The 22229-nt window shown below is 68.6% G+C and carries 24 protein-coding genes; 17 read left to right on the forward strand and 7 right to left on the reverse strand.

Translation table 11 applies throughout. The features are described 5' to 3' along the window. Nucleotides 1-2: 2 nt before the first annotated feature. Nucleotides 3-689: a tRNA (guanosine(37)-N1)-methyltransferase TrmD gene (gene trmD, locus ACZY1G_RS21200; RefSeq protein WP_463816909.1), complete on the forward strand. Its 687-nt coding sequence runs from the start codon at nucleotides 3-5 to the stop codon at nucleotides 687-689. A 14-nt stretch (nucleotides 690-703) separates the two neighbouring features. Here trmD and ACZY1G_RS21205 read toward each other — a convergent pair whose 3' ends face one another. Both ACZY1G_RS21205 and ACZY1G_RS21210 read right to left on the reverse strand, forming a co-directional pair. Then, nucleotides 704-1618 (reverse strand): serine hydrolase, encoded by a 915-nt coding sequence (locus tag ACZY1G_RS21205; protein ID WP_463816908.1) that lies wholly within the window; start codon nucleotides 1616-1618, stop codon nucleotides 704-706. Between the two features lie 17 nt (nucleotides 1619-1635). Continuing rightward, entirely contained in the window at nucleotides 1636-2571 is a 936-nt protein-coding gene (locus ACZY1G_RS21210; RefSeq protein WP_463816907.1) for a serine hydrolase, read from the reverse strand. Between the two features lie 360 nt (nucleotides 2572-2931). Between ACZY1G_RS21210 and rplS the strand changes: the two genes are divergently transcribed. The 8 genes from rplS (at nucleotide 2932) to ACZY1G_RS21250 (ending at nucleotide 9387) form a co-directional block, all read left to right on the forward strand. Next, a complete protein-coding gene (rplS, locus tag ACZY1G_RS21215; RefSeq protein ID WP_463816906.1) occupies nucleotides 2932-3273 on the forward strand; it encodes a 50S ribosomal protein L19 in 342 nt (113 codons plus the stop codon). A gap of 61 nt (nucleotides 3274-3334) precedes the next feature. Then, entirely contained in the window at nucleotides 3335-4153 is an 819-nt protein-coding gene (lepB, locus tag ACZY1G_RS21220; RefSeq protein WP_463816905.1) for a signal peptidase I, read from the forward strand. A gap of 14 nt (nucleotides 4154-4167) precedes the next feature. Next, entirely contained in the window at nucleotides 4168-4932 is a 765-nt protein-coding gene (locus tag ACZY1G_RS21225) for a ribonuclease HII (RefSeq protein WP_463816904.1), read from the forward strand. Continuing rightward, on the forward strand, nucleotides 4929-5234 hold the full coding sequence (locus ACZY1G_RS21230) for a DUF2469 domain-containing protein (RefSeq protein WP_043407609.1): 306 nt from the start codon (nucleotides 4929-4931) through the stop codon (nucleotides 5232-5234). The genes ACZY1G_RS21225 and ACZY1G_RS21230 overlap by 4 nt, the downstream gene beginning before the upstream one ends. 14 nt (nucleotides 5235-5248) lie before the next feature. Beyond that, a complete protein-coding gene (locus ACZY1G_RS21235) occupies nucleotides 5249-6523 on the forward strand; it encodes a lipase family protein (RefSeq protein ID WP_463816903.1) in 1275 nt (424 codons plus the stop codon). Nucleotides 6524-6577: 54 nt separating this feature from the next. Then, nucleotides 6578-7351, forward strand: a complete 774-nt coding sequence (locus ACZY1G_RS21240) for an HAD-IIA family hydrolase (protein WP_463816902.1) — start codon at nucleotides 6578-6580, stop codon at nucleotides 7349-7351. Between the two features lie 21 nt (nucleotides 7352-7372). Beyond that, nucleotides 7373-8572, forward strand: a complete 1200-nt coding sequence (locus ACZY1G_RS21245) for a CoA transferase (RefSeq protein WP_463816901.1) — start codon at nucleotides 7373-7375, stop codon at nucleotides 8570-8572. Then, a complete protein-coding gene (locus tag ACZY1G_RS21250; RefSeq protein WP_463816900.1) occupies nucleotides 8569-9387 on the forward strand; it encodes an acyl-CoA thioesterase in 819 nt (272 codons plus the stop codon). Before ACZY1G_RS21245 ends, ACZY1G_RS21250 begins: the two co-directional genes overlap by 4 nt. Here ACZY1G_RS21250 and ACZY1G_RS21255 read toward each other — a convergent pair. Further along, entirely contained in the window at nucleotides 9347-11836 is a 2490-nt protein-coding gene (locus ACZY1G_RS21255; RefSeq protein WP_463823537.1) for a non-ribosomal peptide synthetase, read from the reverse strand. The genes ACZY1G_RS21250 and ACZY1G_RS21255 overlap by 41 nt on opposite strands. 21 nt (nucleotides 11837-11857) lie before the next feature. After that, nucleotides 11858-12682: a DUF1206 domain-containing protein gene (locus tag ACZY1G_RS21260; protein WP_463816898.1), complete on the reverse strand. Its 825-nt coding sequence runs from the start codon at nucleotides 12680-12682 to the stop codon at nucleotides 11858-11860. A 144-nt stretch (nucleotides 12683-12826) separates the two neighbouring features. Here ACZY1G_RS21260 and ACZY1G_RS21265 point away from each other — a divergent pair, with 144 nt between their 5' ends. Genes ACZY1G_RS21265 through dprA form a run of 3 tightly spaced genes read left to right on the forward strand, consistent with a single transcriptional unit; the run spans nucleotide 12827 to nucleotide 15854 of the window. Further along, the gene (locus ACZY1G_RS21265) at nucleotides 12827-13198 is read left to right on the forward strand and encodes a YraN family protein (RefSeq protein ID WP_463816897.1); all 372 of its coding nucleotides are present in this window, start codon (nucleotides 12827-12829) and stop codon (nucleotides 13196-13198) included. After that, complete coding sequence (locus tag ACZY1G_RS21270) at nucleotides 13198-14709, forward strand: YifB family Mg chelatase-like AAA ATPase (RefSeq protein WP_463823538.1); 1512 nt, start codon at nucleotides 13198-13200, stop codon at nucleotides 14707-14709. The genes ACZY1G_RS21265 and ACZY1G_RS21270 overlap by 1 nt, the downstream gene beginning before the upstream one ends. Then, complete coding sequence (gene dprA, locus ACZY1G_RS21275) at nucleotides 14706-15854, forward strand: DNA-processing protein DprA (protein WP_463816895.1); 1149 nt, start codon at nucleotides 14706-14708, stop codon at nucleotides 15852-15854. The genes ACZY1G_RS21270 and dprA overlap by 4 nt, the downstream gene beginning before the upstream one ends. A gap of 25 nt (nucleotides 15855-15879) precedes the next feature. On the opposite strand, the gene ACZY1G_RS21280 is transcribed toward dprA, so the two are convergent. Further along, nucleotides 15880-16416, reverse strand: coding sequence for a glycine-rich domain-containing protein (locus tag ACZY1G_RS21280; protein WP_463816894.1), 537 nt, complete (start codon nucleotides 16414-16416; stop codon nucleotides 15880-15882). Nucleotides 16417-17079: 663 nt separating this feature from the next. Between ACZY1G_RS21280 and ACZY1G_RS21285 the strand changes: the two genes are divergently transcribed. Together ACZY1G_RS21285 and ACZY1G_RS21290 are read left to right on the forward strand one after the other, a co-directional pair. After that, nucleotides 17080-17469, forward strand: a complete 390-nt coding sequence (locus ACZY1G_RS21285) for a hypothetical protein (protein WP_463816893.1) — start codon at nucleotides 17080-17082, stop codon at nucleotides 17467-17469. 39 nt (nucleotides 17470-17508) lie between these two features. After that, entirely contained in the window at nucleotides 17509-17823 is a 315-nt protein-coding gene (locus ACZY1G_RS21290; RefSeq protein WP_463816892.1) for an MGMT family protein, read from the forward strand. On the opposite strand, the gene ACZY1G_RS21295 is transcribed toward ACZY1G_RS21290, so the two are convergent. Then, entirely contained in the window at nucleotides 17814-18470 is a 657-nt protein-coding gene (locus ACZY1G_RS21295; RefSeq protein ID WP_463823539.1) for an enoyl-CoA hydratase/isomerase family protein, read from the reverse strand. The two genes, ACZY1G_RS21290 and ACZY1G_RS21295, sit on opposite strands and share 10 nt — an antisense overlap. Then, the gene (locus ACZY1G_RS21300; RefSeq protein ID WP_463823541.1) at nucleotides 18467-19117 is read right to left on the reverse strand and encodes a TetR family transcriptional regulator; all 651 of its coding nucleotides are present in this window, start codon (nucleotides 19115-19117) and stop codon (nucleotides 18467-18469) included. Before ACZY1G_RS21300 ends, ACZY1G_RS21295 begins: the two co-directional genes overlap by 4 nt. 117 nt (nucleotides 19118-19234) lie before the next feature. Between ACZY1G_RS21300 and ACZY1G_RS21305 the strand changes: the two genes are divergently transcribed. From ACZY1G_RS21305 to ACZY1G_RS21315, 3 genes are read left to right on the forward strand one after another with little or no spacing between them, the layout of a single operon-like run. Continuing rightward, the gene (locus tag ACZY1G_RS21305; RefSeq protein WP_463823542.1) at nucleotides 19235-20080 is read left to right on the forward strand and encodes a siderophore-interacting protein; all 846 of its coding nucleotides are present in this window, start codon (nucleotides 19235-19237) and stop codon (nucleotides 20078-20080) included. 52 nt (nucleotides 20081-20132) lie between these two features. After that, a complete protein-coding gene (locus ACZY1G_RS21310; protein WP_463823543.1) occupies nucleotides 20133-21293 on the forward strand; it encodes a lactate 2-monooxygenase in 1161 nt (386 codons plus the stop codon). Nucleotides 21294-21326: 33 nt separating this feature from the next. Further along, on the forward strand, nucleotides 21327-22229 hold the full coding sequence (locus ACZY1G_RS21315; protein ID WP_463816887.1) for a tyrosine recombinase XerC: 903 nt from the start codon (nucleotides 21327-21329) through the stop codon (nucleotides 22227-22229).

Consider the following 22229-nt stretch of genomic DNA (forward strand, 5'->3'; position numbering starts at 1 on the left):
GCATGCGCATCGACGTGATCTCGATCTTCCCGCAGTTTCTCGATCCGTTGCGGCAGTCGCTGCCCGGGCGGGCGATCGATGCCGGCATCGTCGACGTGGCGGTGCACGATCTGCGCCGCTGGACACATGACGTCCACCGCTCCGTCGACGACGCCCCGTACGGAGGCGGTCCCGGCATGGTGATGCGGGCTCCCGTGTGGGGCGAAGCGCTCGACGAGATCTGTTCTGCTGAAACGCTTCTCGTGGTGCCCAGCCCGGCCGGTCGACTGTTCACGCAGAGGGTGGCGCAGCGCTGGACGGCCGAGAAGCATCTCGTGTTCGCGTGCGGCCGGTACGAGGGCATCGATCAGCGGGTGATGGACGACGCGGGCCGGCGCATGCGGGTCGAGGAAGTGTCCATCGGCGATTACGTCCTGCCCGGCGGTGAATCGGCGGCCGTGGTGATGATCGAAGCCGTGCTGCGGCTGCTGCCCGAGGTGCTCGGCAATCCCGAATCCCACCGCGACGACTCGCACTCCGAGTCGGTCGGCGGACTCCTCGAAGGGCCGAGCTACACCCGGCCCGCCGTGTGGCGCGACCTCGAGGTGCCGGACGTGCTGCGCTCGGGGGATCACGCCCGGATCGCCGCGTGGCGACGGGAGCAGGGATTCGAGCGCACCCGGGAGCGGCGGCCCGACCTGCTGGACTGAGAGCTGCCGCGTCCTCAGATCCTGCCGCCGGGGAACATCGTCTCGACGGCCTCGGTGATGTCCTTGCGCGCGCCCGCCTCACTCGTCGGGTCCAGTGAACCGATCGCCATCACGTACCGGCGGTCGGCGCCGATCACCCCGGTCGAGACGTGGAGTTGATTACCGCCGTTCCAACAGCAGAACCAGCCCTGCTTGACGGCGACCGGCTCGGCGTAGAGGCCCTCGGGGATGCCGAAGCGCTGGGGATATCCGTCGGTGCCGGTCGGGGTGGATTGCGCCAGGTTTCCGAGGATCACGTCGGCCTGCTCGCGGGGCAGCCCGCCGCTGCCGTCGAGCAGCTTGGCGTAGTAGCGCACGAGGTCGCTCGCCGTACTCTGCGTCACGTCCCAGTGCCCGTTGTACGGCGCCGTCGTGCCGGTCAACCCGTACCGGGCCACCACTCGCCCGATGATCGCGTTGCCGCCGCTGCGATCCCAGAAGTTCTGTGCAGCACTGTCATCCGAGGACCGCAACATGATGTCGAGCTGCTGCCGGTCGGCGGGTGTGAGGGTGGTCTTTCCCTGCGACACCTGCAGCAGCAGGTCGTCGGCGATGAACAACTTCACCACCGACGCGATCGGGAAGGGGCGATCGCCACCGTCAGACACCACCTGTCCGGTGGTGCGGTCCAGCACCACGGCCCTCATGTCGGCACCCGTGGCCGACGCAGCGTCATCGGTGGCCTTCTGCATGCGGGCATCGAGGTCGACGATGCCGGCCGACGGCTGCGCCGGGGGAGCGGCCGGCAGCGGCACCGAATTGCTCTGCGGCGCTACCGCCGACGACTGAGTGCGCTCAGGTGCGGGCGCCTGCGCCTGGCAGCCGCCGGCGACGAGCGCGACGGCGCACAGCACGGAGGACGTCACGCGACGCCGGGGCCAGCTCTGCATGTATCTCCTCGAAGTCGTCATATGCGGCCGTCCGGGAACATCATGCGGACCGCGTCGGTGATGGTCTTGCGGGCAGTCGCTGCGTCCGATGCCTGCATCGAGCCGATGGCCATCACATAGCGACGGTCCGGGCCGATCACGCCGGTGGACAGATGCATCCAGTCGGAATTCACGCAGCACATCCATCCTTGCTTGACCGCGACCGGATCGCCGGGCAGCCCCTCGGGGATGCCGAACCGCTGGGGGTACACCCCGCCGGGCACCATGCCGTCGGGGGCGGTGGGCGTCGATGCGGCCAGGTTCGAAAGGATGACGCTCGCCTGTTCGCCGGGTAGGCCGCCCGTCCCGGCCAGCAGCTTGTCGTAGTAGCGCACCAGGTCGGTCGCCGTGCTCACCGTGTTGAACCACCTGCCGTTGGTGGGTGGGCGCGTCGAGGTGAGCCCGTACCGGCTGACCACGCGATTGATGATCGCGGTGCCGCCACTGCGGTTCCAGAACACCTCGGCTGCGCTGTCATCGGAGGAGCGCAGCATCACGTCGAGCATGTCGCGATCGTCGGCCGAGAGCGTCGTCTGTCCCGTGGCCACCTGCAGCAGCAGGTCGTCGGCGATGAACAACTTGACCACCGAGGCGATCGCGATGGGCCGGTCGTTGCCGTTGGTCACCAGTTGCCCGGTGTTGCGGTCCAGCACCGCCGCGGTGATGTCGGCACCCTCATCAGCCGCCGTCGCCGTCGCCAGGCGCTCGCGGTCGGCGAGGCCGCGGAATGTGGGGGCCGGTTGATCGACGGGCTGGTCGGGGAGCGCTTCGGCCGTGCCCACGGGCGCGACCACGGTGAGCTGCGGACCAGTGGGCCGCGAGCCGTAGACCTCCGCCTGGCAGCCGCCCATGGCGACGGCCACAACGCTCAGGCCAGCTGCGGTCTTGGCCAGCTGCCTCGGCCGCGGTCGCATCGCTCGTCCTCCCGGGAGTGGGCTTAACCTGAAGCCTGGAACGGGTTCGACACACGGCGCACCCGTGCGTCCAGGGTAACTGCTGTGTACCCGCTGGGCATCGCGTGGCAAGCCCGCCGACGGCGCCCCCGTCATCGCCCCGTCGTCGCGCCGGTCGCGGGTCGGTCATCGGTCCAGTCGCCGGGATCGGCGCCGATTTCGGAGATCGGGGCCCCGTCTGGCACAATTGGGCAGTTGTCTGTGCACGGCCGGTACTCCGGCGCCCCGCTGCACGACAGGCCCCAGACGCCCGAACCACCAGGCTCTGCGCGCGTCACCGCGACGCCGCCAGCAGCCGCCGACACCGAGGAAGTGTGACCGATGAACACGCTGGATTTCGTCGACCAGACGTCGCTGCGCGACGACGTCCCGGATTTCGGTCCCGGTGACACCATCAACGTTCACGTGAAGGTCATCGAGGGCTCCAAGGAGCGCATCCAGGTCTTCAAGGGTGTCGTGCTCCGCCGCCAGAACGGTGGCATCCGTGAGACGTTCACCGTCCGCAAGGAGAGCTACGGCGTCGGCGTGGAGCGCACCTTCCCGGTGCATTCGCCCAACATCGACCACATCGACGTCGTCACCCGCGGTGACGTGCGCCGGGCCAAGCTCTACTACCTGCGTGAGCTGCGCGGCAAGAAGGCGAAGATCAAGGAGAAGCGCTGACACCGCTTCGGCGGACCGTGATCGGCGCGGCGTCACGCTGGCTCGTGGCTACGCTGATCTCGTGACCGGACCCAGGGACACCCCCGAGACCGACGACACGTCCGCCGACGAGACGCTCGACCCGCCGGAGTCCGCCGAGGACACGCCGGAGAAGAAGCGGGGAGCGCTGCGCGAAGCGGCGATCCTGATCACCGTTGCGGTGGTCCTGTACTACGTGATGTTGACCTTCATCGCGCGGCCCTATCTGATTCCCTCGGAATCCATGGAGCCCACGCTGCACGGCTGCAACGGGTGTGTGGGCGATCGCATCATGGTCGACAAGCTGACCTACCGGTTCTCCCAGCCGGAACCCGGCGACGTCATCGTTTTCAAAGGTCCGCCCAACTGGAGCATCGGCTACAAGTCGATCCGTTCCGAGAACCCGGCCCTCCGCACCGTGCAGAATGCGCTGTCGTTCATCGGCTTCGTCCCGCCCGACGAGAACGACCTGGTCAAGCGAATCATCGCCGTCGGCGGGCAGACCGTCGAATGCCGCGTGACCACGGGATTGACGGTCGACGGCAAGAAACTCGACGAGCCCTATCTCGACCCGAACACCATGAACGCCGACCCGGCGGTCTACCCGTGCCTGGGCAACGAATTCGGGCCGGTGACGGTACCCGAGGGCAGGCTGTGGGTGATGGGCGACAACCGCACCCACTCGGCGGACTCCCGCGCACACTGCTCCAACGAGCCTGCTGACGTGCAGCGCGGCGTTCTGTGCACCGGCGACCCGGTCGCAGGAACGATCCCCGTCGACAACGTGATCGGCAAGGCCCGCTTCATCGCCTGGCCGCCGTCGCGGTGGGGTGGCGTGAGCTCGGTGGATCCGCAGAGCTAGCGGGAGACTCGACAGTGCCGGCGTGGCCTCCGAGGATGGTGATCCGCAGGTCGTCTGGTCTGCGCACCCTGGAATCGGCGCTGTACCGGGCCGGACTCGGCCCGGTGGCCGGCGTCGACGAAGTGGGCCGAGGCGCGTGTGCCGGACCGCTGGTGGTGGCGGCGTGCGTGCTGGGGCCCAACCGCATGGACAGCCTGGCCGCGCTCGACGACTCCAAGAAACTGGGCGAAGCCGAACGTGAGCGGTTGTTCCCGCTGATCAAACGCTATGCCCTCGCCTACCACGTCGTGTTCATCCCCTCGGTGGAGGTCGACCGCCGCGGCGTGCACGTGGCGAACATCGAGGGCATGCGACGGGCGGTGGCCGGCCTCCCGCTGCGTCCCGGTTACGTACTGAGCGACGGTTTCCGGGTGCCCGGGTTGCCGACGCCGTCGCTGCCGGTGATCCGCGGGGACGCGGCGGCGGCGTGCATCGCGGCGGCCAGCGTGCTGGCCAAGGTCAGCCGTGACCGGCTGATGGTCGCGATGGACGACGAGCATCCCGGCTACGGTTTCGCCGAACACAAGGGGTACAGCACGCGGGCCCACGGTGCGGCGCTCGCCCGGCTGGGGCCGTCGGCCCAACACCGCTACTCGTTCATCAACGTTCGACGGCTCGTGACGGGGGAACCCAATGGGCAGGACGACAATGATGGCCGAGACGATTTTGACAGGATGAGTCCACTGGGTTCGGTGGACTCAGAGATGTATGACCTACGCGAAGGACAGCTGAGCCGATGAGTGCCGAAGATCTCGAGAAGTACGAGACCGAGATGGAGCTCTCGCTCTACCGTGAGTACAAGGACATCGTCGGGCAATTCAGCTACGTCGTGGAGACCGAGCGGCGGTTCTATCTGGCCAACAGCGTCGAGATGGTGCCCCGTAACGCCGACGGCGAGGTGTACTTCGAGCTGCGACTCGGCGACGCGTGGGTGTGGGACATGTACCGGCCCGCCCGGTTCGTCAAACAGGTCCGCGTCATCACGTTCAAGGACGTCAACATCGAAGAGGTCGACAAGCCGGAGCTGCGGCTGCCGGAGTAGGGATGGATCGAAGCGTGGAAGTCGGGCAGGACGTCGGACAGGGCGCGGCAGGCCGAACGGCCTCGTCGTCGCCGGTGCTCCAACCGGGCGATGACCCCTTCTACGATCCGCCGCCCGGCATCGACGAACTGCGGCCGGGCACCGTCGTGCGGTCGCGACGCGTGCAGCTGGCCTTCTTCGGACGGATCCGTCGGGGTGCAGCGACTCAGCTGATGTACCGCAGCACCGATGCGCACGGCCGGCCCGAGGTCGCGGTGACCACGGTCGTGGTCCCTAGAGGCCGGGACCCTCGAACCTGTCCGGTGTTGTCCTATCAGTGCGCCATCGACGCCGTCGCCGCACGCTGCTTCCCGTCCTATGCGCTGCGCCTCGGGTCGCAGCTGGTCGGAGCGTCGGTGCAGGCCGAGTTCCTCGTGGTCGCTGCGGCGCTCGCACGCGGGTGGGCGGTCTCCATCCCCGATCACGAGGGGCTGCAGGGCATGTGGGGCGCCCCCTACGAAGCGGGTTTCCGCGTGCTCGACGGGCTGCGGGCCGCTGTCTCACACGAGGCGCTCGGATTGTCGCCGGACGCCCGGATGGCGATGTGGGGATACTCGGGCGGAGGGCTGGCCACCGGATGGGCCGCCGAAGCGGCGTCGGATTACGCCCCCGAACTCGACCTGGCCGGCGCCGTGATGGGTTCGCCCGTCGTGGACCCCGAAAACGTTGCGCGACGGTTGAACTCGACCCCCTGGGCAGGTCTGGCCGCCCTGATGATCGCCTCCCTGGTGCACGTGTTCCCGGAGGCGCGCGCAGTGGTCGACAGGCACGCGACCGACGAGGGCAAGGCGCTGCTGCGCGAGATCGAAGAGATGTCGACGGGCTCGGCGATCCGCCGCTTGCGCAACAAGGACATCGCCGACTACGTCGACCTGACCTTCGATGAACTGTTCGCCCTACCCGAATTGCGGCACATCTTCGACATGACGCGGCTCGGCCAGGCGATCCCGAGCATGCCGGTCCTGATGATCCAGGGTGTGCACGACCGAATCGTCGACGTCGGCGACGTCGACGATCTGGTGAACCGCTACACCGACGGCGGCACAACGGTGCGCTACCACCGCGATCCGCTGGCCGAGCACCTGCTGCTGTACGCCTTCGCGGTGCCGATGAGCTTGCGGTGGCTGGGTAATCGGCTGCAGCGGGAACATCGTGGCGGTCGCAGTACCTGGCCGGCGGTCCTCGATACCGGCACCTACCGCGACATAGTCGGCGCGCTGCCGCGACTGCGGCGTCGAACCCGCCGCTGAGCGATCGTCCGGTCACGCCGTCTTCGGCCTTGCCTCGCCTGACAGACTGGGGGCATGCGCTCCACACCGCAGTGCTGGCTGACCGACATGGACGGCGTGCTGGTCCGTGAGGAACACGCGCTCCCCGGGGCCGCCGAGTTCCTCCAGACCCTCGCCGACCGCGAGCGACCATTTCTGGTCCTCACCAACAACTCGATCTTCACCCCGCGCGACCTCGCGGCCCGGCTGGCCCGCTCCGGTCTGATCGTGCCGGAGTCTGCGATCTGGACATCCGCGCTGGCGACCGCCACGTTCCTGGCCGACCAACTGCCCGGCGGCTCGGCCTACGTCATCGGCGAGGCCGGCCTGACCACGGCGCTGCACGAAGCCGGGTACACGATGACCGATGTCGAGCCCGACTTCGTGGTGCTCGGCGAGACCCGCACCTACTCCTTCGAGGCGATCACCAAGGCGGTGCGGCTCATACTCGGTGGCGCCCGATTCATCGCCACCAACCCCGACGTCAGCGGCCCGTCGGCCGAGGGCCCGCTGCCGGCAACGGGGTCAGTCGCGGCGATGATCACCAAGGCCACCGGCCGGGAACCCTACTTTGTGGGCAAACCCAACCCGATGATGTTCCGCAGCGCCCTCAACCAGATCGAGGCGCACTCGGAGAACACCGTGATGGTCGGGGATCGGATGGACACCGACGTCGTCGCCGGCATCGAGGCGGGACTCGAGACCATCTTGGTGCTCACCGGCTCGACGACGATCGAGGACGTCAACCGCTACCCCTTCCGTCCCAGCAGGGTGCTGCCGTCGATCGCCGAGGCGATCGAGCTGATCTGAGCCCTCCCTACACTTGGCGCCGTGACTGTCACTGTTGATAGGCCGCTGGCCGGGGTGCGGATCGTCGAGATCTCCAGCTTCGTCGCGGTACCGCTGGCGGGAATGACGCTCGCGCAGCTCGGCGCGGAGGTGGTCCGGATCGACCCGATCGGAGGTGCCGCCGACTACCACCGCTGGCCGCTGACCGACGCGGGCGAGAGTATCTACTGGGCCGGGCTCAACAAGGGCAAGCGCTCACTGGCCGTCGACATGCGTTCCGACGCCGGGCACGACGTCGTGACCCGGCTGATCGCCGACAGCGGTGTGTTCCTCACCAACGTCACCGGCCGGCCGTGGCACGCCTATCCGACGTTGCGTGAACGGCGAACCGATCTGATCCAGGTCGAGGTGTCGGGGCGGGCCGACGGTGGCACCGGTGTCGACTACACGGTCAACGCCGGGATCGGCTTCCCGCTGGTCACGGGCGCACCCGATTCCGCGGCTCCGGTCAACCACGTGCTGCCCGCCTGGGACGTCACCTGCGGGCTCTACGCAGCGCTGGCCGTGGTCACCGCTCTGCGCCACCGCGACGCCACCGGCGAGGGACAGCACGTCACGATCCCGCTGGAGAACGTCGCGCTGGCCACGGCCAGTAACCTCAGCCTGCTCACCGAAGCCATGGTCAGCGGGACGTCGCGGGGCCGGATCGGGAATGCGGTCTACGGTACCTACGGGCGGGACTTCAGCGGCAGCGACGGCTCGGTCTTCATGGTCGTTGCGCTGACCAACCGACACTTCCGCGACCTCACGGACATGACCGAGACTGCCGATGACGTTGCCGCGCTTGCTGATTCGCTGGGTGCCGACTTCGCCGACGAAGGTGAGCGCTATGTGCACCGGGACGCGTTGGGTGCTCTGTTCGCCGGTTGGTTCGCCCGCCACACGGGCGAGCAGATCGCTGCCGCGCTGGCCGGCACCTCGGTGCTGTGGGAGCGGTACCGCACGTTCGCCGAGACCGCCGCCTCCGAACTCGTCACGGCCAACCCGCTGTTCACCGTTCTCGAGCAGCCGCGCATCGGGCGGTACGCGGCGACGGGAGTGCCCATGGCGATCGACGGGACGTATCCGCCGCCGGACGTCGCCCCGGCCCTCGGCGATGACACCGCGACCGTACTGGGCGAGTGGTTGGGCCTCGATGCGGACCGGGTCGACGCACTGCGCGCGGCGGGAGCCGTCGCATGAGCCGGCTGGTGGACCTGCTCGACGTCACCGCCGTCGACGACGACCACTGGCGCGGCCGGGCGAGCGGCCCGGACGGCAAGCGCGCCTACGGCGGCCAACTGGTCGCGCAGAGTCTGGCCGCTGCCGCGCGCACCGTCGAGACCGTCAAGGCGCCGACTGCGCTGCATCTGCAGTTCCTGCGCGGTGGGGATGCGGGAGCCACGGTGGACTACGCGGTGCACCGCGTGTTCGACGGCCGTACCGCTGCATCGCGGCGGGTCGACGCCACTCAGGACGGGCGGCTGCTGACGACGGCGACGGTGTCGTTCGCCGCGGCGCTGACGGGTCCCGAGCACGGCGGGAGTGACGTGGGTGCGGACCCGGAGACGTTGCCGCGCACCGGACCTGCCGGTCCGGCACCGTCCATGCCGCTCGACGAACTCGACCTCAGGCTCGTCGACGCGGGCGCCGGCGAAAAGTTCGTCCGACGGTTGTGGTGGCGCGCCGACGTCGATCTCGGTGACGACCCGCTGCTGCACACGCTGGTCGCCGCCTACGTCACCGACGTGTATCTGATCGACCCGGCACTGCAAGTCCACGGCTACTCGATGCGGTCGCGCACGCACCGCAGCGGGACCACGGATTCGTCGATGTGGTTTCACCGCGAGCTGCGGGCGGACGAGTGGAATCTGCTCGAATGTCGTTCCCCGGCCGCCGCCCGCGGCCGGGGAGTCGTCACCGCATCGCTGATCCGACGTGACGGTGCGATCGCCGCCACGCTGACGCAGGAGGGGCTCATCGCAGAGCGGGAGCCCGACCCGGATTCTTCTTCGTGACCCGGCGATCCCGCATCCGATGCCGGATCTGGGTGATCACCGCGGTCAACGCGATACCGATGACGATCGAGGCGATCACGCCGTAGAGCTTGTGGGTGCCGAACATCGGATACACCTGGAAGTGCGTGAGATAGATGTAGAGCGACGCCTCGGCGACCGCCCCCGCGGCGACGGCCACCGCGGCGGGACACCGCACGGCGGGCAGCCAGATCAGCAGCACCAACCCCGCGGTCACCAGGACTTCACGCACGGTAGAGCCGAAATAGCCGTGCACGCCGACGATCAGTACCGCCGTCACCGCGAGACGCTGCAGGTTCGTGCTCGCCTTCGCTGCTGCCCAGCCGGCGGCGAAGAACCAGAACGCGAGCATCGTGAACCACGCGTCTCGCCCCAGCCCGAAGCCCAGCACGTCGTAGCGCAGTGCCATACCAACGGCGAGGAACGCGGCCGCGAACGCGAACGGATACCGGCGCTCCACCCGGTCGACCGACGGGAGCCACAACAGCACGGCCAGCGCCGCCAACGTCCACACCAGCACTTCGACGAACCACAACCGGCCCGCGGTCATGCTGTCGTGGGGACCGAGGAACTTGTTGGCCAGCAACAGGTTCGACAGATGGTAGTCCTCGGTGACCACGAGCGCGAGGGCGATCCACGCCACGGCGGGCCCGGCGATCCAACCGATGGTGGCACCGAGGTGGCGGACGCGCACTGAACGGGGGAGCGGGGTCAGGCAGAAGCGCGCGAAGTTGTAGCCGGCGATGCCGAGCAGGATGTGCGCCCCGCCCCACATCTCGAACAGTTCGGCATGGGACGCGACGACTAGGACGATCGCCAGCGCGCGCAGCGCCACACTCGTTTCCACCGTGCTGCCCCAGGAGCGCCACCAGCGTGGCTGCGGCGTGGGCCGGCGCCGGAGCTCGCGGATGGGCAGGCGCGGCCAGTCCGCAGGCAGGTGGCCGAGTAGGCGCTCCAAGCGCACCGACATCGTCACGTAGGTCAGGGAGTTGCCGCCGAGGTCGACGAACGTGGCGTCATCGTTGACTTCGGAAGGGTCGAGGTGCAGCACGTCGGCGAACACGCCTGCCAGGTCGTCGCCCCACTCCGCGCGCGGTGCGACGAGGGTCCGGGCTCGGGGGTAGTCGGGCTTGCCCGAGGGCAGCAGGGGCAACTGGGGCACGGCGACGGCGTCGACCGCGCTCACGGGCAGGGTGGTGGCGTCGGCGACCAGTCTGCGCACGTCGGCCGGATCGTGGGCGCCTTCGGCGACGACCACCAGCCGCTCATCGGTCTCGGTGCACAGGCCGGTCACGCCGTGCTCGGCCAGGGTGCGCTCGATCCGCTGCAGATCGATGCGCAGTCCGAATATCTTCGCGAATCTGCTTGTCCGGCCGATGATCTCGAAGAGCCCGGGACCGCATCGACGAGCGACGTCCCCGGTGCGCAGTTCGTCGAGAGTGGGGCCCAGCGCCAGGTCCTCGATGCGCTCGGCGTATCCCATCATGACGTTGGGCCCGCGGAAGGCCAGTTCGCCGACCTCGTCGTCGGACCAGCCGTCGAGCGGTTCGAGAGTCAGGGTGGCGCCGGGAATCGGAACACCGATCGCCTGCGGGTATTCCTGCGCGAGATGTGGTGGCAGATAAGCCATTCGAGCGGTCGCTTCGGTCGCGCCGTACATGACGAACAGGTCCCACCCGCGGCGCTCCCCGAGCGCGGCGTAGCGTCTCACGCGGTCGGGCGGCATCGGTCCGCCGGCCTGGGTGACATAGCGAAGGTGTGGCATCGCCATGTGGGGAAAGCCGACGCGCTCGAGGAGTTCGAACGTGTAGGGGACACCGGCGAACGTGGTGCCGCGGTGCCGGACGAAAAGCTCCCAGAACTGCTGATCGGACACCGAGCGATCGGTGAGGATCAACGCCGCCCCGACGAGCAGATGGCTGTGCACCACCGACAGGCCGTAACAGTAGGACATCGGCAGAGTCGTTGCGGCTCGATCTGTTTCGAGGATGCCGAGATAGTCGGCGATCGCCCGGGCGTTGGCTCCGACGTTGGTCCGGGAGAGCCGCACGAGCTTCGGGGATCCGGTACTGCCGGACGTCGACATCAGCAGCATCAGATCCGGATGCAGATCGTGGCCGCTCGAGTCGAGGTGGTGGACGCCGGTGCGATCGATGACGACGTCTGGCCGGTAGGTAGTCGTCAGCGCGGCGGTGTCACCGCCGGCGGGAACGGGCAGCACCACATGCCCCGCGGCCAGTGCCGCCAGGTAGTGCGTCAAGGTGTCGATGTCGTTGCTGACCTCGAGCAGCACGAGCGCGCGGGTGCGTGACAACGTGACTGCGCGGGCTTCGACGCGATCCGCAAGCTGACCGTAGGTCAGTTCTTCTGTCTCGGTGAGGACGGCCGTGTTGGCTGCGAACCGGCGCAGGTGGTCGATCAGCGGCCGCATAAGGGCGACCTTACCTGGGTCTCACATCCGGTTGTACTTGCTCCTGATGAAGCTGTAGGCGCCGAACGCAGCGATTCCGAGGGCGGCCAGGATCAGAAGGAACTTGCCGAACGGGGCCTGGCCCAGTGTCTTGACCGCGGCGTCGAGTCCGCTGGCCTTGGCGGGGTCGGCCTGCAGTGTTGCGATGATGACCAGGACGCCGGCACCGCCGAGCACCAGGCCCTTGGCGACGTAGCCGGCGACGCCGGTTGCGGTGACCAGGCGCCCGCCCGAGACTGTCAGCTCCTCGAGGAACTTCTCGGAGGCGCCCTTGTACACGTGGTAACCGCCGACGGCGATCACGCCGATGCCGATCGCGATGAGCAGCAGCTTGCCCCCGCCCGACTGCATGAGCTGGGCTGACATGCCGGAGTTCTGCTGACTGCTCGACTGGCCGCTGCCCATCGCGAACTTCGCGGCTGAGAATGCGATCGCGAAGTTGACCACCGCGAGCGCGAGGGACTTGGCCCGCTTCCACCCGGGGTTGTCACCCTTGTGCCCCGACCCTTCGCGAGGTTTGGCGCCCATGATGGCTTCTGCCACGCGCCATAGGCCGAGCGCGACGAGGCCCACTGCCGCGACCCACAGGACGATCTTGCCGAAAGGCTGGGCCGCCAGCGTGGCCAGCGCACCGGACTGGTCGGCGTTGCCGCTCGCCCCGGTGAAGGCCAGCTGCGCGATGATCACGGCAACCAGCAGGTGCAGCACGCCGCTGGCGGCAAATCCGGCGCGCGCGGCGTATTCGAAAGCGTTGCTGCCGGTCGCGCGGTGGGCGACGCCGTGCAGGTTCGCAGGTCGTGTGGCCATGGTGTCCTCCAGGTGGGGCGTTGGTTCCCCGGTTCCCCGGTTCTGACGCCGGCGAAACCGCGGCGTCTGTGGATGGAATCGGCTCTGGGGATGAACAGCTCGCAGACGGGTGGCTGTGTCGGGGGGCCGCGCCAGGGTGACGGCATGACGAAGACACACAGTCGCGCCGAGATCGGGGCGCTGGGAGAACAGCTTGCGGTTGACCATCTGCGCGGGCTCGGTTGGGTGATTCTCGACCGCAATTGGCGGTGCAGATACGGGGAGCTCGATGTCGTGGCCGCCGACGAGGGCGCGCGGGCGCTGGTGTTCGTGGAGGTGAAGACGCGTACCGGCGATCAGTTCGGCGGTCCGCTCGCCGCGGTGACGCCGACGAAGCTGCGGCGCCTGCGCCGGCTTGCCGGTCTGTGGCTGGCTGCGCGCGGCGGCAGCTGGCCGCAGCTGCGGATCGACGTCATCGCCGTCACGATAGGCCGCACCCGCACGCCCGAAGTCACCCATCTGCAGGGGGTGGGGTGATGACGCTCGGGCGGGCGTTCTCGGTGGCCGTGCGCGGGGTCGAGGGGCACATCGTCGAGATCGAGGCCGACATCTCCAACGGTCTGCCGGGGGTCCATCTCGTCGGGTTGGCCGATGCCGCGCTGCAGGAGTCCCGGGACCGGGTGCGGGCCGCGATCAACAACTGCGGGTTCAGCTGGCCGCAGACCCGGCTGACGCTGGCGCTGTCACCGGCGACGCTGCCGAAGATGGGGTCGGTCTACGACGTGGCGCTGGCAACGGCAGTGCTGGCGGCCAACGGTAAGAAGGCGTGGCCGAGGCTCGAGAAGACCGTCCTACTGGGGGAGTTGGCGCTCGACGGTCGCGTACGACCGGTCAAAGGAGTGCTACCGGCCGTGCTGGCGGCGCAGCGTTACGGCTGGCCGACGGTGGTGGTGCCGGTCGAGAACCTGGCCGAGGCAAGCCTGATCGACGGCGTCGACGTGTGGGGCGTGGCGACGCTGGGGCAGCTGCACGCGTGGCTGGCTGGCAAAGGCGATCTGCACGCCCGCATCGACCACCCCGAGCAGGCGCCCGAGGTGTCGATCGACCTGGCCGATGTCGTGGGTCAGCCGCAGGCGCGCCGGGCGGTCGAGGTGGCCGCCGCGGGCGGGCACAACTTGGTGATGACGGGCCCGCCCGGGGTGGGCAAGACCATGCTCGCGCAACGGTTGCCCGGGCTGCTGCCGCCGCTGTCGCAACCCGAGGCGCTGGAGGTCACCGCGATCCACTCGGTTGCCGGCCTGTTGACCGGTGACGCACCGCTGATCACCCGACCCCCGTTCGTCGCGCCGCACCACACATCGAGCGTGGCCGCGCTGGTCGGGGGAGGTTCGGGGATGGCCCGGCCGGGTGCGGTCAGCCGGGCCCACCGCGGCGTGCTGTTCCTCGACGAGTTCGCCGAGATCAACAGCTCCGCCCTCGAGGCGTTGCGAACACCGTTGGAAGACGGCGTCATTCGCCTGGCCCGTCGCGAGGGCGTGGCGAGCTACCCGTGTCGGTTCCAGCTCGTCCTGGCCGCCAACCTGTGCCCGTGCGCGCCGCCCGACCCCCGCGACTGCGTGTGCGCCTCGGTCGACCGACGCCGCTACCGCAGCAGGTTGTCGGGGCCGTTGTTGGACCGCGTGGATCTGCGAGTCGAGATGCACGCGTCGCGGGCGGGGACGTTCGCCGACGAGGTCGGGGAGTCGACCGCAGCTGTGCGAGAAAGGGTCTGGGCGGCACGCGAGGCCGCGCACGAGCGGTGGCGTCCGCACGGTGTCAGCACCAACGCGGAGGTGAGCGGCGCGCTGCTGCGGAAGCGGTTCCGTCTGAGCGCAGACGCGATGAAACCGGTCAAGACCGCTGTCGACCGCGGGTTGCTGAGCATCCGGGGCATGGATCGCACATTGCGGGTCGCGTGGACGTTGTGTGATCTGGCGGGTGGGGTGACGCCGACTCGTGAGCATGTGGTCTCGGCGTTGTCGTACCGGCAGGTGGGAGAGCGGACATGACCGAGGAGGAGAGGCGGGCGTGGGCGTATCTGTCGCGGGTGGCGGAGGTGCCGAACCCGCGGATCGCTGTGCTGGCTGAGACGGTGGGGCCGGTGGAGGCAGAGCAGCGCATCCGTCGGCGCGACCTCACCGATGCGAAGCTGCTGTCTTCTACTGCAGCGCGGCACGAGATCGATTGTGCCCGCGATGATCTGGACATCCTCGATCGGCTCGGTGGACGCTTGCTGACCTCGACGGACGAGGAGTGGCCGGCCACGGCGTTCGGTAGCTTCGACGGGGTGGACAAGGCCAGGCGGCCGCAGGGGTATGCGCCGATGGTGCTGTGGGTGGTGGGCCCGTCATCGGTCGTCGACGTCGCTGCCCGGGCGGCGGCGCTGGTCGGCACCCGAGCGGCCAGTGCCTACGGCGAGTTCGCCGCCGCTGATCTGGCGGCCGGCCTGGTGGAGCGTGACGTGGCTGTGGTGTCGGGTGGGGCGTACGGGATCGACGGTGCTGCGCACCGGGCGGTGTTGTCGTGCGACGGAGTGACGGTGGCGGTGTTGGCCTCGGGGATCGATGTGCCGTATCCGTCGGGGCATTCCGCGCTGTTGCATCGGGTGGCTCGGCACGGGTTGGTGGTGACGGAGTATCCGCCGGGAAGCCGACCGTGCCGGCGTCATTTCCTGGCCCGCAATCGATTGGTCGCGGCGCTGTCGGGGGCTACTGTCGTGGTCGAGGCAGGTATCCGCAGCGGCGCGGCCAATACCGCGGCGTGGGCGAAAGCGTTGGGCCGCAACGTGTGCGCGGTGCCAGGTCCGATCACGTCGGCGGCGTCGGTGGGCTGTCATGAACTGCTCAAGAACGACGAAGGGGCTCATCTCGTCACCCGAGCCGAGGAGATCGTCGAGCTGGTCGGCAATTACGGGGAGCTGGCATCCGAACAGCCGCGTCCGGGAAGCGAGGTGGACGGGTTGAATCCGGAGGAGCTCGCGGTGTACGAGGCGCTGCCCGGGCGCGGGTCACGCTCGGTCGACCAGATCGCCGTGGCTGCAGGCATGCCCGAGACCGAGGTGATCGGGCAGTTGACCATGCTGGACATCCGCGGCCTGGTAGCGCAGCAGGATGGTGAGTGGAAAATTCTGCGCCACCGATCTTCAGGTTCTTGATCAGCGCCGAGGCCACTCATCAATGTCAGCGCTTCAGGTTGTGGGGTGCAGCTCTCTGTCGGCCGCTGGCGGTGAGCCTTCTCATGGAGGTCTGGATAGCAGCGACTCTCTCGAGGTCGATTCCCCAGGGTTCTTCCACGCCGACGATTGTGTCGAGATCCCATAGCACGCAACGCTCTTCAGGCTGAGCCACTAGTGACCACGCGACAACCGTCCTCCCGAGCTGATTCTCGATGGGATCGCTGGCACCCGCGGTGCCTGCGGGTGCGCTGCCCTCAGGATGGTGATGGAGATACCGGCCGTACGCGTCGACGCAAAACGCCGAATACCTGGCTGTACAGAGAATGAAGCCATGCCACGCTTCGTCGACCGCCCGCGAAGGCATGCCGATCACTTGCCCATCTCGAAGCGCTGCTGCACAGCAACGGAGCCATTGCCGCAGACCGGTTTCGACGAGGGCTCGCGGCTGCCACGGGCATGTCTTGAATACCGCAGAGGGAAGCTCCACGCTTTCCGCCGCAGCATTCGCTCGCTCGATCCAATTGGTGCCCTTAAGCCACACGGCGTCACTCTATGCGCGGCGCCCGAGGCGGCGTAGGCTCATCGCATGTTGGCCGCGATCGTGGTGGTCGGAGTCGTTCTGGCCTCGATCGGTGTGAATGTCGCAGTCATTCGAGCGCGTCGAGCGGGCCCGGATCCGTGGGACGACTGTGGGCAGAGCCTTCGAGACTTGAAGGCGTGGCAGGCGTCGAGGAAGGCCGGCGGCTCTCGATACTGGGCTTCCGGAGCGGCGGGCACGGCCGGCCTGTGGGGGGCCGGCAACTACGGAGGCGGAAGCGACTTCGGCAGCGGAGACTTCAGTGGTGGAGGCAGCTGCGGTGGTGGAGGTGGCTGTGGTGGAGGTGGCTGTGGTGGCGGATGATCCGCTGCCGCATCGCGCATTCGATACCTTGTCGTTCTGACGACGCGGACGCGACAAGTCGGAAGAACCTCGCAGCAACTGTTTCTTACCCACCGCGCACACTAGGGTCGACGGCTTTTCTCTGACATACCAACTCCCCATGCGCCACACCGATTTGGGCGATTGTCCTGACGCCGTCGTGCGTTGTAGAGACCATGAGGGGTACGGCGTCGGAGCCCTCGAAGAAAGTTGGGATCGGTAGCGCCCTGCCCCGTCGACACTCGGTGCATGTCAGAACGAGGCGAAGCTCGAAAGGAAATACCCATGGCACGGCGAACAATCACCGCGGTCGCTTCGGCGGCCGTGCTCTCAGGCGGGTTCGGCCTGGCAGCACTCGGCTTCGCGGTAGCGATCAGCGCCCCTGCGGCGCAGGCTGATTCGAACTGTTCGCCGGGCGAAGCGACGACTCCGGAATGCGCACCGCCGGAGGGCATGCCGGCGTGCAATGCGTTCGGTCAGTGCGGTCAGATCTGGTGTCCCGCATCCGGAATGACCCCCGTGGCCGGCTGGGATCTCTCCCGATGCCACACGTTCTACTTCGACCCGAACTCACCGGACACCAAGCCCGTGATGATTTCCGGCAACCCTCCGGGGCCGCCCCCGCCCCCGCCGCCGCCGTGCATCCCGCTGATCAACTGCCTGCCCGGCCTGTGACCCGCCTCTGACGTCGTTCACCGGCAATAAGCTGTGCCGGTGAACGACGCTGGAGAGCAGTTCGCTGCTGCCGTACTCGAGGTCGTCGACCGTATCCCGGCGGGGCGGGTGATGACCTACGGCGACATCGCCGAGTACCTGCAGCGCGGCGGACCTCGCGGCGTGGGCGGTGTGATGGCACGCGACGGGGCGGCGGTCACCTGGTGGCGTGTCGTACGCGCCAACGGCACGCTGCCGCCGCATCTGATGATCGAAGCGCAGACACAGTGGCACCACGAGGGCACTCCGTTGCGGCGTGGCATCGTCGACGTCGTCGCCGCGCGCTGGTGGCCGGCCGGTGACGGTCACACCTGAGCCAGGGCGTCCACCACCGATCCGAACATCGTGTTCTTGATGGCTCCGAGCGTCCCGCGGTCCTTGCCCAGCAGCGGGCGGAGCAGTTCCACTGCGCCGCTGGTGACGTCGGCCTCGGCTGCAATGGCGTCGACGATGCCGTTGGAGTGGGCGTCCGCGCCGCCGAAGCGGCGTCCCGTCGTCATCGATGCGACGGCCGCCGCCGGCGTGAGCTTGGCCTGGATCAACGACGCCATACCGGGATGGAACGGGATGCGGATGTCGACCTCCGGCAGGCAGAAGAATCCGCGATCGGCCCGCATGATCCGGAAGTCGTGCGCCAGCGCGAGCATCGCTCCGGCGCCGAACGCATGACCGACGACGGCCGCGGCGGTGGGCACCTCGAGGGTGAGGATGCGCGACAGCAGGCTGTGAACCCGCCCGACGTACCACGGTCCCTGATCGCTGTGGGAACCCAGCCAGTCGAGGTCCAGCCCATTCGAGTAGAACTTCGCGCCCGCGGTGGTCACCAGTGCCTGAGCGCCGTCGGAAAGCGCTCTATCGAGGGCCTCGTCGATGTCATCCAGAAACTCTGGGGAGAAACGGTTTTCGCCGTCTCCCAGATCAAGGATCGCGATGCTGTCGTCGACAGTGATGGTCGCGCTCATGGTCGTCGTCCTTGTCGTTGGGGATCGGGTGGTCGGTATTCGGGTGGGGGAATGGTCAGGACTGCGCGCACGGCCGCCCGCACATGCTCACGCGCCGTGGGTATGTCGCGTCGATTGCGGCTCAGCACCAGAGCCGTCGGCAGGTCGACGATGCAGGCAGTGATCACGTCCACGGCGGCCGCGTCCCTGCGGTTCCACATCGCGTCGGCAAGGCGCACCATCAAGGCGATCAGCTCGGTGTCGAGCTCACGCAGAGCATCGCCGATCGTCTCCGGAAGGGGGCCTGCCAGGAGTTCGTCACGGCGCACCTGTAGCAACAGCGTGGCCGAGTCGGGGTGGCGCTCGGCGAACGCGACCGGTGCGTCCGCCGCAGCGACCACCGCATCCACGGCAGAGGCCTCGGTGTCGGGGTGCAGGGCGCGGTCGACGAGCGTCGTCTGCAACGCGAGGAACCGTCGGCCCGCCCGCAGCCAAGCGCGCCCGATCAAGCCGTTGCGCGAGGAAAACGTGTGATAGAGCGCTCCATTCGACACACCGACGGCCGTGCTGACCGCCCGGATGGAGACCGCCTGGGGTCCTGACCGGGCCGCGAGGTGCTCGACGACGTCGAGGACGGAGTCCGGGTCGTGTACCCGTGGCCGCGGCATGGCGACACCATAACAGAGCGCTCGCTCTGTTACTGAGAGGGACAGCCCCTCGCCGCCGGCACCGCTCGTATAGTCGAAGTGGCGCCACACGGCGCGCGACATCAGAGAGGTGGTCAGGTGGCAGGACGTCCGGTGCACACCTTCCGGGTCGTGCGGACAGAGCAGATCAGTCCCCACATGGTTCGAGTCATCCTCGGCGGCAATGGTTTCGACACGTTCACGCCGAACGACTACACCGACGCCTACGTCAAGTTGGTCTTCGTCGACGACACGGTGGACGTCGGTGCGCTCGAGCATCCGCTGACGTTGGACAGCTTCACCGCGCTTCCGTCGCAGCACCAGCCGACTGTGCGGACCTACACCGTGCGCCGCGCCGATGCCGGCCGGCGTGAGATCACCATCGACTTCGTCGTCCACGGCGAGCACGGCGTCGCCGGCCCATGGGCGGCGTCCGCGCAACCGGGTCAGCGGTTGTTCGTGATGGGACCGAGCGGTGCGTTCGCGCCCGATCCGGCCGCCGACTGGTATCTGTTCGCCGGCGACGAGGCAGCGTTGCCCGCCATCGGTGCCGCGCTGGAAACGTTGCCGGACAACGCGATCGGACAGGCGGTGATCGAAGTAGCCGGTCCGGAGGACATCGTCGAGCTGCGTGCGCCCGAGGGCGTCGACATCCGGTGGGTGTATCGCGGCGGACGCGCTGACCTCGTGCCCGAGGACAACGCCGGCGACCACGCTCCGCTGATCACTGCGGTCAAGGAGGCCCCCTGGCTGCCGGGCCAGGTCCAGGTCTTCATCCACGGCGAAGCGCAGGCCGTGATGCACAACCTGCGGCCCTACATCCGCAAGGAGCGCGGCATCGAGCCGAAGTGGGCGTCGTCGATATCCGGGTACTGGCGGCGCGGCCGCACGGAGGAGACCTTCCGCGAATGGAAGCGCGAGCTCGCCGCCACGGAGGCCACATAACCCGCCGGCGAAACGGGGGTCCCGTGTTCGGCACCGATGGCAGGGTGGGGCCATGACTTTCGGCAACTACCAGTACGAGATCTATCTGCAGGGCCTCTCCGGCGTGATGCCGACCCTGCCCATGGACTACGCCGGCTGGGAGGCCAAGGCCGAAGTCGCCATGCCGCCGTCGATCTGGTCGTACGTCGCCGGCGGCGCCGGTGACGAGAACACCCAGCGCGCCAACCGCACCGCGTTCGACCGATGGGGTCTCATGCCCCGCATGCTTGTCGGCGCGACCGAGCGCGACCTCACCGTCGACCTCTTCGGGCTGACCCTGCCGTCGCCGCTGTTCATGGCGCCCGTCGGCGTCATCGGCATCTGCGGCCAGGATGGGCACGGCGATCTCGCTGCCGCCCGGGCGGCCGCGCGCACCGGCGTGCCGATGGCGGTGTCCACGCTCACCGAGGACCCCATCGAGGACGTCGCCGCCGAGTTCGGTGACACCCCCGGCTTCTTCCAGCTGTACACCCCGACCGACCGGGATCTGGCCGCGAGCCTGGTCCAGCGTGCGGAGAAGGCGGGATACAAGGCGATCATCATCACCCTCGACACCTGGATCCCCGGCTGGCGACCGCGTGACCTCTCCACGTCGAACTTCCCGCAGCTGCGGGGCCGCTGTCTGGCCAACTACATGAGTGACCCTGTGTTCCGCGCCGGTCTGGCCCAGCCGCCCGAGGAGAACATGCAGGCCGCCGTGCTCAAGTGGGTCAGCCTGTTCGGCAATCCGCTGACCTGGGACGACCTGCCCTGGCTGCGATCGCTGACCGACCTTCCCCTGGTGCTCAAAGGGATCTGCCACCCCGACGACGTGCGCCGTGCCAAGGACGGCGGCGTGGACGGCATCTACTGCTCGACGCACGGCGGCCGTCAGGCCAACGGCGGACTGCCCGCGATCGACTGCCTGCCCGACGTCGTCGAGGCCGCCGACGGGCTGCCCGTGCTGTTCGACTCGGGCGTGCGCAGCGGTACCGACATCGTCAAGGCGCTCGCCCTCGGTGCCACGGCGGTGGGAGTCGGCCGGCCCTACGCCTACGGACTGGCCATCGGTGGAGAAGACGGGGTGGTCCACGTACTGCGCTCGCTGCTGGCCGAGACCGACCTGACGATGGCTGTCGACGGATATCGCAGCCTGGCAGATCTCACTCCGGACACGCTGCGGCGCGTCCTGTAGAGCCGACGCCGGTCCGATGTCACCGTGACCGGCGTGGAGGCCATTCTGGGGGAATTCGACACCTACCTCGCGCTGGAGCGTGGCCGCTCCGATCACACCCGGCGCGCCTACCTGGGCGACCTGCGCTCGCTGTTCGACTTCCTGGACCGTCGACACCCCGATGCGGGTCTGCGTGCGCTGACCCTGCCGGTGCTGCGCTCGTGGCTGGCGGCGCAGGCGTCGGCGGGTGCGGCGCGGACCACGCTGGCGCGGCGTGCATCAGCGGTCAAGACGTTCACGGCGTGGGCGGCCCGCCGCGGCCTGCTCGACGAGGACCCGTCGGTGCGGTTGCAGGCGCCGAAGACACGTCGGACGCTGCCGTCGGTGTTGCGTCAGGACCAGGCGGTCGACGCGATGGACGCCGCGAATTCCGGTGCCGAGCAGGGAGATCCAGTCGCCCTACGAGACCGGCTGATCGTCGAGATGCTCTACGCCACCGGGATGCGGGTCAGCGAGCTCTGCGGCCTCGACGTCGACGACATCGACACCTCCCGGCGGGTGCTGCGGGTGCTCGGCAAGGGAAACAAGCAGCGCACCGTTCCCTACGGCGATCCGGCGCACAGGGCGCTGATGTCGTGGCTGAGCGACGGGCGCCCTGCGCTGGCCACCCCCACATCAGGCCCGGCGCTGCTGCTCGGTGCGCGCGGCGGCCGGCTCGACCCGCGGCAGGCCCGCACCGTCGTGCACCAAACAGTGGCCGCCGTCCACGGCGCCCCGGACATCGGCCCGCACGGGTTGCGGCACAGCGCGGCCACCCACCTGCTCGAGGGCGGCGCTGACCTGCGCGTCGTGCAGGAACTGCTCGGTCACTCCACGCTGGCCACCACGCAGCTCTACACCCACGTCAGCGTCGCCCGGCTGCGCGCGGTGCACGACCAGGCGCATCCCCGGGCATGA

The sequence above is a fragment of the Mycobacterium sp. IDUB_5 genome (assembly GCF_055419565.1).

Excerpts from the sequence above, each read along its gene's own strand:
- trmD (WP_463816909.1), top strand. The coding sequence starts at position 3 with ATGCGCATCGACGTGATCTCGATCTTCCCGCAGTTTCTCGATCCGTTG.
- ACZY1G_RS21205 (WP_463816908.1), bottom strand. The coding sequence starts at position 1,618 with ATGCAGAGCTGGCCCCGGCGTCGCGTGACGTCCTCCGTGCTGTGCGCC.
- ACZY1G_RS21210 (WP_463816907.1), bottom strand. The coding sequence starts at position 2,571 with ATGCGACCGCGGCCGAGGCAGCTGGCCAAGACCGCAGCTGGCCTGAGC.
- rplS (WP_463816906.1), top strand. The coding sequence starts at position 2,932 with ATGAACACGCTGGATTTCGTCGACCAGACGTCGCTGCGCGACGACGTC.
- ACZY1G_RS21230 (WP_043407609.1), top strand. The coding sequence starts at position 4,929 with ATGAGTGCCGAAGATCTCGAGAAGTACGAGACCGAGATGGAGCTCTCG.
- ACZY1G_RS21240 (WP_463816902.1), top strand. The coding sequence starts at position 6,578 with ATGCGCTCCACACCGCAGTGCTGGCTGACCGACATGGACGGCGTGCTG.
- ACZY1G_RS21250 (WP_463816900.1), top strand. The coding sequence starts at position 8,569 with ATGAGCCGGCTGGTGGACCTGCTCGACGTCACCGCCGTCGACGACGAC.
- ACZY1G_RS21255 (WP_463823537.1), bottom strand. The coding sequence starts at position 11,836 with ATGCGGCCGCTGATCGACCACCTGCGCCGGTTCGCAGCCAACACGGCC.
- ACZY1G_RS21260 (WP_463816898.1), bottom strand. The coding sequence starts at position 12,682 with ATGGCCACACGACCTGCGAACCTGCACGGCGTCGCCCACCGCGCGACC.
- ACZY1G_RS21265 (WP_463816897.1), top strand. The coding sequence starts at position 12,827 with ATGACGAAGACACACAGTCGCGCCGAGATCGGGGCGCTGGGAGAACAG.
- ACZY1G_RS21270 (WP_463823538.1), top strand. The coding sequence starts at position 13,198 with ATGACGCTCGGGCGGGCGTTCTCGGTGGCCGTGCGCGGGGTCGAGGGG.
- dprA (WP_463816895.1), top strand. The coding sequence starts at position 14,706 with ATGACCGAGGAGGAGAGGCGGGCGTGGGCGTATCTGTCGCGGGTGGCG.
- ACZY1G_RS21285 (WP_463816893.1), top strand. The coding sequence starts at position 17,080 with ATGGCACGGCGAACAATCACCGCGGTCGCTTCGGCGGCCGTGCTCTCA.
- ACZY1G_RS21295 (WP_463823539.1), bottom strand. The coding sequence starts at position 18,470 with ATGAGCGCGACCATCACTGTCGACGACAGCATCGCGATCCTTGATCTG.
- ACZY1G_RS21300 (WP_463823541.1), bottom strand. The coding sequence starts at position 19,117 with ATGCCGCGGCCACGGGTACACGACCCGGACTCCGTCCTCGACGTCGTC.
- ACZY1G_RS21310 (WP_463823543.1), top strand. The coding sequence starts at position 20,133 with ATGACTTTCGGCAACTACCAGTACGAGATCTATCTGCAGGGCCTCTCC.